Source organism: Arthrobacter sp. SPT-J7 (assembly GCF_059089965.1).
This window is the reverse complement of sequence record NZ_JBNHFF010000102.1, coordinates 1-10988: the sequence shown is the minus strand read 5'-3', so window position 1 is coordinate 10988 and position 10988 is coordinate 1. Positions and strand designations below refer to the sequence as shown.

At 65.1% G+C, this 10988-nt stretch carries 12 protein-coding genes; 6 read left to right on the top strand and 6 right to left on the bottom strand.

Features of this window, described 5'->3' with window-relative positions; genetic code table 11:
- From AC5RWX_RS25145 to AC5RWX_RS25130, 4 genes are all read left to right on the top strand, one after another.
- Nucleotides 1-634: thiamine pyrophosphate-dependent enzyme (locus AC5RWX_RS25145; protein WP_494099009.1), on the top strand; the 634-nt coding region annotated here is incomplete at its 5' end.
- Nucleotides 634-1614, top strand: a complete 981-nt coding sequence (locus tag AC5RWX_RS25140) for an alpha-ketoacid dehydrogenase subunit beta (RefSeq protein WP_494099008.1) — start codon at nucleotides 634-636, stop codon at nucleotides 1612-1614. The genes AC5RWX_RS25145 and AC5RWX_RS25140, both read left to right, overlap by 1 nt.
- A 68-nt stretch (nucleotides 1615-1682) precedes the next feature.
- A complete protein-coding gene (locus AC5RWX_RS25135; protein WP_494099007.1) occupies nucleotides 1683-3194 on the top strand; it encodes a dihydrolipoamide acetyltransferase family protein in 1512 nt (503 codons plus the stop codon).
- Between the two features lie 14 nt (nucleotides 3195-3208).
- Nucleotides 3209-3826, top strand: a complete 618-nt coding sequence (locus AC5RWX_RS25130; protein WP_494099006.1) for a phosphatase PAP2 family protein — start codon at nucleotides 3209-3211, stop codon at nucleotides 3824-3826.
- A 13-nt stretch (nucleotides 3827-3839) separates the two neighbouring features.
- Here the strand turns inward: AC5RWX_RS25130 and AC5RWX_RS25125 are convergent, their stop codons facing one another.
- The 6 genes from AC5RWX_RS25125 to AC5RWX_RS25100 form a co-directional block, all read right to left on the bottom strand.
- On the bottom strand, nucleotides 3840-4175 hold the full coding sequence (locus AC5RWX_RS25125) for a hypothetical protein (RefSeq protein WP_494099005.1): 336 nt from the start codon (nucleotides 4173-4175) through the stop codon (nucleotides 3840-3842).
- 155 nt (nucleotides 4176-4330) lie between these two features.
- On the bottom strand, nucleotides 4331-4759 hold the full coding sequence (locus AC5RWX_RS25120; protein WP_494099004.1) for a universal stress protein: 429 nt from the start codon (nucleotides 4757-4759) through the stop codon (nucleotides 4331-4333).
- Between the two features lie 48 nt (nucleotides 4760-4807).
- Nucleotides 4808-6100, bottom strand: a complete 1293-nt coding sequence (locus AC5RWX_RS25115; RefSeq protein WP_494099003.1) for an aminotransferase-like domain-containing protein — start codon at nucleotides 6098-6100, stop codon at nucleotides 4808-4810.
- 81 nt (nucleotides 6101-6181) lie between these two features.
- Nucleotides 6182-6682 (bottom strand): GerMN domain-containing protein, encoded by a 501-nt coding sequence (locus AC5RWX_RS25110; protein ID WP_494099002.1) that lies wholly within the window; start codon nucleotides 6680-6682, stop codon nucleotides 6182-6184.
- A 423-nt stretch (nucleotides 6683-7105) separates the two neighbouring features.
- Nucleotides 7106-8350 (bottom strand): non-homologous end-joining DNA ligase, encoded by a 1245-nt coding sequence (gene ligD / locus AC5RWX_RS25105; protein ID WP_494099001.1) that lies wholly within the window; start codon nucleotides 8348-8350, stop codon nucleotides 7106-7108.
- A gap of 136 nt (nucleotides 8351-8486) precedes the next feature.
- Entirely contained in the window at nucleotides 8487-9044 is a 558-nt protein-coding gene (locus tag AC5RWX_RS25100) for an NAD(P)H-dependent oxidoreductase (protein WP_494099000.1), read from the bottom strand.
- A gap of 126 nt (nucleotides 9045-9170) precedes the next feature.
- Here AC5RWX_RS25100 and AC5RWX_RS25095 point away from each other — a divergent pair, with 126 nt between their 5' ends.
- Both AC5RWX_RS25095 and AC5RWX_RS25090 read left to right on the top strand, forming a co-directional pair.
- A complete protein-coding gene (locus AC5RWX_RS25095) occupies nucleotides 9171-9779 on the top strand; it encodes a TetR/AcrR family transcriptional regulator (protein ID WP_494098999.1) in 609 nt (202 codons plus the stop codon).
- A gap of 352 nt (nucleotides 9780-10131) precedes the next feature.
- A partial coding sequence (locus tag AC5RWX_RS25090) for an ABC transporter permease (RefSeq protein ID WP_494098998.1) occupies nucleotides 10132-10988 on the top strand: 857 nt, incomplete at its 3' end.

Here is a 10988-nt window from a genome sequence, read left to right as displayed (position 1 = left end):
CGCCGCCGTGATCGCCTACTTCGGCGACGGCGCCAGCTCCGAGGGTGATGTCCACGAGTCCATGGTGTTCGCCTCCTCCTACAACGCGCCGGTGGTTTTCTTCTGCCAGAACAACCACTGGGCCATCTCTGTCCCCACCAACGTGCAAACGCGGGTGCCGCTGTCCAACCGGGCCAAGGGCTATGGCTTCCCCGGCATTCGGGTGGACGGCAACGACGTCATTGCCGTGCACGCAGTCACCGAGTGGGCCCTGGAGCACGCACGCCAGGGCAAGGGCCCCGTTCTGATCGAGGCCTTCACCTACAGGGTTGGTGCGCACACGACGGCGGACGACCCCACCAAGTACCGTGAGTCTGCGGAGGAGGACGCCTGGCGCGCCAAGGATCCGCTGCTGCGCCTGGAGAAGTACCTGCGCTCCGAGGGCCTGGCCGACGAGGCGTTCTTTGCAAAGGTGAAAGCCGACGGCGACGAGCTCGCAGCCTACGTCCGGCGCACTACCCATGACCTGGAAACTCCGGATATCCGGTCCGCTTTCGCCAATACGTACGTGGAGGCCCACCCGCTGGTGGCAGAGGAACTGGCCTGGTTCGAGGAGTACTCGGCGGGTTTCGCAACTGAAGAGGCAGGCCACTGATGACCGCCATGACCATCGCCAAGGCCATCAACGAGGGCCTTCGCACAGCACTAACCGACAACCCCAAGTCGCTGCTGATGGGTGAAGACATTGGCGCCTTGGGCGGTGTGTACCGCGTGACGGACGGGCTGATCGGCGAGTTCGGCCCGGATCGCGTCGTGGACACCCCGCTGGCTGAATCCGGCATCATCGGCACGGCCATCGGCCTCGCACTGCGCGGCTACATCCCGGTCTGTGAAATTCAGTTCGACGGATTCGTTTTCCCGGGCTTCAACCAGATCACCACCCAGCTGGCCAAGATGCACGCCCGCAGCAACGGCAACCTCACCGTTCCCGTGGTCATTCGCATTCCCTACGGCGGGGGCATCGGCTCTGTGGAGCACCACTCGGAATCTCCCGAAGCGCTCTTCGCCCACACGGCAGGCCTGCGGATCATCACCCCGTCCAACCCGCACGACGCCTACTGGATGATCCAGCAGGCGGTTGACTGCCAGGATCCGGTGATCATCTTCGAGCCCAAACGCCGCTACTGGCTCAAGGGAGAGGTCGACATCGAGGCCCCCGGCCTGGCGGCGGACCCCTTCAAGGCCCATGTTCTCCGTGCCGGGACGGACGCCACCATCGTGGCATATGGACCGCTGGTGCCCGTGGCGCTGGCTGCGGCGAACGCGGCCGAGGAGGACGGACGCAGCGTTGAGGTCATTGACCTGCGCTCCATCTCACCCCTTGACTTCGATACCGTCACAGCCTCGGTGAAAAAGACCGGGCGGCTTGTTGTTGCCCACGAGGCACCCACCTTCGGCGGAATCGGCGGTGAAATCGCTGCCCGGATCAGTGAGCGGGCGTTCCACTCCCTGGAGGCGCCCGTGATCCGCGTGGGCGGCTTCCACATGCCCTATCCCGTCGCCAAGGTGGAGGAAGACTACCTTCCGGACATCGACCGCATTCTCGAGGCGCTGGACCGCGCCCTCTCCTACTGAGCCGCCGCAACCTTTCCGCCCCGCTTCCATTCCCCAACAGCAGCCGGGCTTCCCGAACCGAGGACACCATGACTCTCAACAAGTTCAACCTGCCTGACGTCGGCGAGGGCCTAGCCGAGGCGGAAATCGTCTCCTGGAAGGTCAAGCCCGGCGACGCCGTCGCCATCAACGATGTCCTCTGCGAGATCGAGACCGCCAAGTCAATTGTGGAACTGCCCTCGCCGTTTGCCGGCACTGTCAGCGAACTGCTGGTTCCTGAAGGGGTCACCATTGACGTCGGCACCGCCATCATCAGCGTCAGCAGCGAGGTGGCCGGTGATCCCACGCCAGCTGACGTACGGGCTCCCGAGACCCCCGTGCAGCCGCTTTACGGCACGCTTCCGGCGTCCGACGGCGACACATCGGCAAGTGCCTTGGCGGGCGGTCCGCTGGTGGGTTCCGGTCCCAAGGCCGACGCAGTCAAGCGCCGTCCGCGGATTTCGACGGGCTCAACCGCCGGAGGCGCAGCCGGCGCCATGACGGCTAACGTCCCGGAAGTGGAGCCCGTGCAGCCCCTCACCCCGGCTGCTGTGACGGCCGGACCTGAAAAGGCCACAGCGGGCGCTGCCACGGCGGCTCAAGGCCACACAACCGGCGACGCCCTCGACAACCGTCCTACCCTTGGCGGCACCATCACGGGCCTGGTGAACAAGGTCCTGGCCAAACCCCCGGTCCGCAAGATTGCCCGTGACCTCGGCATCGACCTGGCAGACGTGGTGGCAACCGGCTCGCGCGGCGAAGTGACGCGCGAGGACCTGGTCAGCTACCAGGCCCAGCGGGACGCCGAGCTGGACAAGGCTGACGGCTTCTGGGGCAAAGCTGGAAAGCCGCAGGACCAGCGGGTGGAGCGGATCCCCGTCAAGGGCGTCCGCAAGGCCACGGCGAAGGCGATGGTTGACTCGGCGTTCTCGGCACCCCACGTCAGCATTTTCGTGGATGTGGATGCCAGCCGCACCATGGAGTTCGTCAAGAGGCTCAAGGCCTCGCGTGACTTTGAGGGCATCCGGGTATCGCCGCTGCTCATCCTCGCAAAGGCGGTGATCTGGGCAGCGGCCCGGAACCCCAGCGTCAATGCCACCTGGGTGGACAACGGCGAAGGCAGCGCCGAGATCCAGGTCAAGCACTACATGAACCTGGGCATCGCAGCGGCCACACCGCGGGGCCTGATGGTGCCGAACATTAAGAACGCCCAGGACTTGTCCTTGAAGGAACTGGCGCTTGCCCTGAACAATTTGGCCACCACGGCCAGGGCGGGCAAGACCCAGCCTGCTGAAATGCAGGGCGGGACGCTGACCATCACCAACATCGGGGCTTTGGGCATTGACACGGGGACGCCCATCATCAACCCGGGCGAGGTGGCGATCGTTGCTTTCGGAACCATCAAGCAGAAGCCCTGGGTTTTGGACGGTGAAGTGATTCCCCGCTGGATCACTACCCTTGGCGGTTCGTTCGATCACCGCGTGGTGGACGGCGACCTGTCCGCCCGCTTTATGGCCGACGTCGCCGCCATCCTGGAGGAACCGGCCCTGCTGCTGGACTAGGACACTGACAAACAGTGGTCGTTAACGCCGGTCGCATCCGTGCCAAAAGCAGGGCCGCCAGATCGATCACGGAGGTATTGCAGCCGCCAGTGGTGGTGGCCGTGCAGTTGTTGATCAGCCCCCTGACGCAGGCCGGTTTTCCCGGAACGATGGCTTACGGCGCCCTGGCGGCGCTGTTCGTCTGCGTTATCCCACTGTTGCTGCTGCTGGTCCTTGTGAGGCTGGGCAAAGTCACGGACCACCACGTCAGCGACCGCAAACAGCGGGCGCCCGTACTGCTGATGGCGCTGGCTTCGATTGTTGCGGGGCTGCTGGTGCTGACTGCGGCAGGAGCCCCGCAGAGCGTCGTGGCCATGGTCCTGGGAGTGGTGGCCGGGGTGGTTGTGCTGGCGGGCGTCAGCCCGTTCTGGAAGATCAGCGGGCATGCTGCCGCAATTTCGTCATCTGCAGTGATTGCCGTGCTGATGCTCGGCGCCCAGTGGCTTCCGCTGCTGCTGCTTATTCCCGCTGTGGGCTGGTCTAGGGTGGTGCTGCGCGCCCACACGCTGGCGCAGGTGGTGGCCGGTTCACTTTTCGGCGGTGTGGTGATGGCCGCTATCTGGTGGGGGCTGCACGGCTGGATGGTGCCTTAGCCCACAGTGCAGATCAGTACGTGGAGTAGACCGAGAGCATCTCGACGGTCGAGGGATCGACCACTGTCCCGAGGGAAGCCGCGGCTGCGATCATCAAACCGCTGAGTACGGCGCCTGCTCCACCCAGCGCGGTCAGCAGCTTCCAGTCTTCACGGAGCACGCTGGCCACAGTCTCGGGAAGCTGAAGGCCAGGGGTGATCAGGTTGGGCGCGCTGTCCACGGTTCCGTCGTCCAGCAGCGCCACCACCCTGCCGTTGCTGCGGTCAACGCGCATGGAGCAGATGTGGTTTCCGTGGCGGGCCAGGAGGATGTCATGGCCTACGAGCTGGCGGCGCTGAAAAGTAATCAATGGTGCCCCTGGATAGTTGTGGATGCTGAGTGTCCGCTCCATCGGGGGCCTATCCAATTTTATCGTTGCGCCGAGGCCTCACTGGCGTATCAGGCGTGAGAACAGACACTCCCCGTAGCGACCTCCGCCACCACGGGGAGTGTCCGCGGTAACTTCTAGTCGGCGTCGTAGGTGTTGGCGATGTAGACGTCGCATGGAGCGTTGTGGGCCACGCTGTTGGCCACGCTCCCGAGGACGCGCCCGATGCCCTGCATTCTGCGGTTCCCGACCACGATGATGCGGGCTTCCATCCGCAGAGCCTCTTTGATGAGGGCGTCGGCGGGACGGCCGCGGGCGGCGGAGTAGGTCACCTTGATGTCCCGGCCCAGGGATTCGGCGACGGTGCGGGCCACATGCTCGGCGGCGTCGGCGTCTGACACGATCCACTGGTCGCTGCCGCTGCCGAAGACCTCCGTGCGGTCGCTGTCGAAGGCTGAGACGACGTGAAGCGCGGCACCCAGGGCTGTGGCGAGGTCCCGGGCGGACTCCGCTGCCTTCTTGGCTGTACCGCTGCCGTCAACCCCTACAACGATGATTCCGCTCATATGTTGCTCCTTTGCTTGGTTAATGCGGCTGAGTCAGTGTGCCCAAGGCTACAGCCCGGCGATGGCTTCCCGCAGTACTGGCGCCAGCCGCTTCACGCCTTCCCTGATGGCCTCCGGCGGCACCGCGCTGTAGGCCAGGCGCAGCTTGTTGGACGGCTCGTCTGACGGCGTGAAGGCGGCGCCGGGGATAAACACCACTCCGGCGTCGATTGCCTTGTGCAGCAGCGGGTAGGTGTCCACCCCTTCCGGCAGGGTCACCCAGATGAAGAACCCGCCCTCCGGGCTGGTCCAACTGGTCCCGGCGGGCATGTGTGCCTCAAGGGCAGCGAGCATTGCGCGGCACCGCTCCGCATACAGCCCACGGTACGTTTTGATCTGGCCCCGCCAGTCGTAGTCGCGCAGGTAGGCGGACACCAGCATCTGGTTAAGGGCCGGCGGGCACAGGGTCACAGCTTCGGCCGCCAGGTAGTACCGGCGCTGCAGGTGTTCAGGCACCAGGGCCCAACCGATGCGGAGTCCCGGGGCGAAGATCTTGGAGAAGGAGCCCATGTAGATGACGTCCGATGGGTTGTCGGCGCGGAGGGGCGGCAGCGGTTCTCCGTCGAAACGCAGGAGTCCGTAGGGGTTGTCCTCGAGGATCAGGATATTAGCCTTGCGGCATATGTCCACGATCTTCTGCCGGCGTTCCTGGGCGAGGGTAATTCCGGAGGGATTGTTGAAGTTCGGAATGGTGTACAGAAACTTCACGCTCTTGCCCGCGAGCTGCAACGCGGCGATCTTCGCCTCAAGGAGCTCCGGAACGAGGCCGTCCCCGTCCATCTCCACTGTTTCCACCTGGACCTGGTACGCCTCGAAGGTATTCAGGGCGCCCACATAGGTAGGGCCTTCCACCAACACCACGTCCCCGGGGTTGCAGAAGACCTTGGTGGCGACGTCCTGGGCGGACTGCGACCCTGCAGTGATCACCACATTCCGGGGCAGGGCATCGAGTATGCCCTCGGCGGCCATCACTTCGCAGATCTGGGTCCGCAACTCTTCCGTGCCCTGGCCGCTGCCGTACTGCAGGGCCGTTAGGCCGTCCTCCGCGATGATCGTTGCTGCAGTGGCGGCCAACCGGTCAAGGGGGAGCGACTGCAGGTAGGGACTTCCGCCGGCGAGGGAAACCAGCCCGGGGCGCAGGGAGATATCGAAGACGTCCCTGACGGCAGACTGACGGATATTAGCGGCGCGCTCTGAGAAGAGTTCCTCATGGCGGTGGGCGGACGTTGCCGCCCGCTCGATGGCATCAATGGCTTCGGCAGGCAGCGTCTGTGCTGCGGCGTCCAGTGTCTCGTGGCTCACATCAATCAGGATACAGCCAGTTGTTGATGAATAGGCAACAGCCGTTGAGTAAGCACGTATTGCGGCGGCTGAAGCGGCGGGTCAGTCCTGCCGCAAGAACTCGGCCAGGCTTCGCCCGTTGATATAGATCTCCGCCCGGATGGCGCCCACGGCGGACACGGCCGTCTGGGTCAGCTGGGCCTCCACCCGCGGGAGGTCGCAGACGCCTCCCATGCTGAGCGTCCCGGCGAGGTACACCGTGACGGTGGTGCCGTCGAAGCTTCCCGAAAGGAACTCCAGGTCCGAGCCCAGGAGAGCGTTGTAGACGTCCGTTGACGCCCGTGGCTCGCCCGCATCGGCCGGCGCGTCCAGCAGCGCGCGGATGGCAGCGGTAAGCGGGTCCTCTCCGGCGGAAGTGGTGTGGACTACCCCCACCAGGCTGTCATTGCAGCCGAACCGCACCCCGTTGCTGCCGCCGTCGTCCAGGAGCACGTAGTAAGCGGTCACGTTGTGCGAGTCTGCGGCACTGCCCGAGGGAACCGGCTCAGGTGAGGCGGGGTCCTCGGACGGCTGTACTTTCGGCGCGGGTGAAGCCTCAGGCATGTCGCCGGCGGCAGTCCTGGCGGGCGGCGTGGGGGCACCGCCCTGCGTCTGCCCGGCTGTTTCCTCCGGCGGCGGAGACTCCGGCTGGGGAGCGGGTACGGTGGGCGCGGTCGCCGGACTGGGAGTGGGGCCGGCGTCGAGGAGGGGCGCAGAGGAAGGCGGTGGTGTATGTTGAGGGGGCGGGCTGACACAGCCGGCGGCCCACAGCGGAAGCGCCAGGGCGGATACCGCCATTACGGCGCGTGCACCCGCCATCCGCCTTCCAGCAATCGGCCTTCTTGCCATTCCTGCACCGCAATCCCGTCCCGGTACGTCCGTGGATTAACGGTACGGCTGGCCCGTCCGGCAAAAAATGTCCGCGAGGTACCGGTTGGGATAAGAGTTGGTCACGGCACTAAAACCCCATGCGCGGCAGCGCCAAGGTCAGGATCCCGTGCGCCCCGGCCACTCCCTGCCAGCCCAGGGATCGTAGTCGGCGATGAGTTCCTCCTGCACCGGCCGTTCAGCCTCGGGGACGTGCTGCAGGTTCACCCTTACGCGATACCACAGCGAACTCGATCCGCGCATCCCGTCCACCAGAACATCCGCAGGGTGCAGGGCGGGGACGAGGTCCGCATGCCGGGACTTCCATTCGTCGAGCGCCGCGAGGGCCTCCGGTTTGGTTCTGGTGCGGGCCACCTCGATCAGGGGCATCACCGACTGCCGGCGGCCGGAACCGTCACCGCTCCGAGGCGCTTTTTCCGCAGGGCCCAACTCGGCCGCCAGTGTGAGAAGTCCTTCGAGTCTGCCTACGGCATTGTCGATCCCTGCATGGGGGTCGCCGATGTCTGCGAAGCGCCGGGGTACGGTGTGCATCGTGAACTGCTCGGGACGGGCGGAGCGCACCTCGTCCCAGGACAGCGGTGTTGAGACCCGTGCATCGGGGAGGGGCCGGACCGAATATGCGGATGCCACCGTGCGGTCCTTGGCGTTCTGGTTGAAGTCGACGAACACGCTCTCGCCGCGCTCCTCCTTCCACCACCGGGCGGTAGCGAGGCCGGGGGCGCGGTTTTCGACTTCGCGTGCCAGGGTCTCGGCGGCGAGCCGCACGTCACGGTATGACCAGTGCGGCGCGATGCGCACCAGGATGTGGAGGCCGCGGGAGCCGCTTGTCTTGGGCCAGCCGACCAGTCCCATGTCGTCGAGCACCTCCCGTGCTACATAGGCGACGTCCACAATCTGCGACCAGTCCACGCCCGGCATTGGATCAAGGTCCACCCGAAGCTCATCGGGGTGCTCGAGGTCTTCTGCCCGCACGGGGTGCGGATTGAGGTCGAGGCAGCCGAGATTCACTACCCACGCCAGTCCTGCGGCATCCCGGATCACAGCCTCCTCGGCCGATGTGCCGGACGCGTAGCGAAGAGTGGCGGTGTCGATAAAGCCAGGGTGGTTCTCGGGCACACGTTTCTGAAAGAACGGTTCGGCGTCGATGCCCTTCGGGAAACGCTTAAGCACCATGGGCCGCCCGCCGGCGCCGCGCAGCGCACCATCCGCCACCGCAAGGTAGTACCGCACCAGGTCCAGCTTCGTGAGCCCGGGCCCGGGGAACACCACTTTGTCCGGGCTTGAGACGCGAACTTCCGCGCCGCCGATGTCCATGATCTCAGCCGGGGTCTTCGAGGGGCTCATTCCGTCACGCTAGCAACGATTGAATAGTGCGGCCAGAGTCAAGCGGGACGGCGCGGACATCCGGCGCTTTAGAACAAGGCAGGCTTAAACGCAGCGGCGCCCGGCGCATGGTGAACCGGGCACCGCAGAAGGCCCGTTATGCCGCAGGCTGGGAAGCTGCGAGGGCATCAAACACGCCCTTGATCTGCTCCACGACCTCTGCATCGTCTTTCGGGTGGATTTCAGCGAAGCGCACCATGGAACCCGGCACTGCGAGCTTGACGTCCTCGAGAACCTGGGCGCCGGCGATTCCTGCTGCCTTGCGTGCCTCGTCCTGGGCCCAGACGCCGCCGTACTGGCCAAACGCAGTGCCGACGACGGCGGTGGGCTTACCGGCGAGGGCGCCGGCACCGAAGGGGCGGGACAGCCAGTCGATGGCATTCTTCAGTGCTGCGGGCACCGTCCCGTTATGCTCCGGGGTGACGAGGAGGAGAGTGTCCGCGTCGTTCGCTGCGGCGCGCAGGGCGGCAGCAGCGGGGGGAACCTGGCCTTCGACGTCAATGTCTTCGTTGTAGAAGGGAATGTTGCCCAGGTTTTCGTGGATAACGACGTCCACCTGCTCGGGGGCGTTCAGCTGGATTGCTTCGGCCAACTTCTGGTTGGTGGACTCGGCGCGGAGGCTGCCGACGAGGGTGAGGACGGTGCTCTTGGTCATGGGAACTCCTGGGGTAAGGGCGGCGGGAGGGGCCGCATGCCGTGTAACAGCTAAGGCTCTTCGTGCCTTCACCCATCTAAACGGACTGCGGTCCGGTTCTTATTCCCCAGGTCTAGACTGTGGAATGTGAGCTTCATCCCAATGAGCCCCGGACTGTCGCCGCGCGAGGCGGTGGAACGCAGCGATGCCGCGCGGAATCGGGAGCGACTACTCGAGGCGGCCCGCGACCTGATCGGCGAATGCGGGGCAGAAGCGTTGACCATGGATCGGCTCGCCGAGCACGCCGGGGTGGGCAAAGGCACTGTGTTCCGCCGGTTCGGTAGCCGGGCCGGACTCATGCTCACCCTCCTGAGCGAATCGGAGGCCGCTTTTCAGGCACGCTTCATGTTCGGGCCGCCGCCCCTGGGCCCGGGTGCACGTGGTCTGGAGCGCCTCATTGCTTTCGGCGTGGAACGGATTGCCTACGTGATGGAATTCGGTGACCTGGCGCTCGCCGCGGAGAACTCCTCCCGGGGCCGCTTTGAAGTTCCCGCTGCTGCCCTGTGGCACCGCCATATCGAGGTGCTGCTCAGGGAAGAGGGGTTCACGGCCGACCCATGGCTGATGGCGCGTACCCTGGGTGCCACGCTGGCACCGGACCGGCTCCTTAATTTGGTCCGCATGCATCGAGTGGATCCGGACCGGCTCAATGACTCGTGGAGGGAGCTTGTCACACGGGTTGTCACCGCGGTCTAGACTTCGCCGGTCCTTGTTCCTGCCGGCAGTCACTCAGATTTACAGGATTATTCATAACGATCTGATACGGGCATCGGGGTTTGCCCGCAACCAGCCCTTTTTGGGGGACTGCTTGTGATAGTTTCCTCTGGAATGTGACCCGCGACATAGTCCACAAGGGCTAGGCCTGCAAAGGCTGCGGGAGCCCAGCTATCCGCTGGCAGAGGACCGATGAGGCGGCACAACCCCCGCTGATCCGGGGATAACGGAAGGATCCAGCACGTGATTGTTGATATGCCCAACAGCCTGGCCAGCCTGCTGACACCGCGGGGTTCTACCGTCCAGCTGCCGGTGGCGAAGCTGAACTAGCGCCATGCTCAGGTACCTCGCGAAGCGCGGCATCACGTACGTTTTTATGATCTTCCTGACCACCTCGGCGGGATACTTCCTGGCGGTCAGCTCCCTCAAGCCCGCGCTGCTTGAGCAGGAACGGATCCCCCGGCCCACCCCCGAACAGGTGGCAAACTCAATGCGCCTCAAGGGCCTGGATCCGGACCTGAGTCCGTGGGAGCGTTACGTGGAATGGCTGACGGCCATCGTTACCCGCTGGGACTGGGGCCGCAGCCCCAACGGTGCTTTCATCAACGCCGAGTTCGGGGACCGGGTATGGATCTCCACCCGGCTCTTCCTGGCGTCCATCATTCTCACGCTCGTCATCGGCGTTGCACTCGGGGTCTATTCGGCAGCGCGCCAGTACAAGTTCCAGGACCGTGTCATCACGTCCTACAGCTACCTCGCCTACATCGTGCCTGCCCCGATCGCGTACTTCCTGGTGCAGTTGGGCGCCATCAACATCAACGAAACGGTGGGGGAGCGCATCTTCTTTGTCACAGGCATCTCCACGCCCGGGATTGAGCCGGGGTGGGCGCAGTTCGTGGACATGCTCGCGCATTACGCGGTTCCGACGATCGCCATCACGCTCGTGGGGTGGGGTTCGTACCAGATTGCGCAGCGCCAATACCTGCTGGACAACGTGAACGCGGACTTTGTCCGGACCGCGCGCGCCAAGGGGTTGACCCGGAACCAGGCGATTTCCCGGCACGCACTGCGGGTCTCGTTCATTCCCGTGGCCCAAAGCATCGCCTTCACCATTCCGGCCATCTTTGCGGGCGGCTTCTTCGCGGAGAAGATCTTTGCCTGGCCCGGCGTTGGCTCCTGGAGCATCGACGC

Excerpts from the sequence above, each read along its gene's own strand:
- AC5RWX_RS25120 (WP_494099004.1), bottom strand. The coding sequence starts at position 4,759 with ATGAGCGGAATCATCGTTGTAGGGGTTGACGGCAGCGGTACAGCCAAG.
- AC5RWX_RS25140 (WP_494099008.1), top strand. The coding sequence starts at position 634 with ATGACCGCCATGACCATCGCCAAGGCCATCAACGAGGGCCTTCGCACA.
- AC5RWX_RS25135 (WP_494099007.1), top strand. The coding sequence starts at position 1,683 with ATGACTCTCAACAAGTTCAACCTGCCTGACGTCGGCGAGGGCCTAGCC.
- AC5RWX_RS25110 (WP_494099002.1), bottom strand. The coding sequence starts at position 6,682 with ATGCCTGAGGCTTCACCCGCGCCGAAAGTACAGCCGTCCGAGGACCCC.
- ligD (WP_494099001.1), bottom strand. The coding sequence starts at position 8,350 with ATGAGCCCCTCGAAGACCCCGGCTGAGATCATGGACATCGGCGGCGCG.
- AC5RWX_RS25100 (WP_494099000.1), bottom strand. The coding sequence starts at position 9,044 with ATGACCAAGAGCACCGTCCTCACCCTCGTCGGCAGCCTCCGCGCCGAG.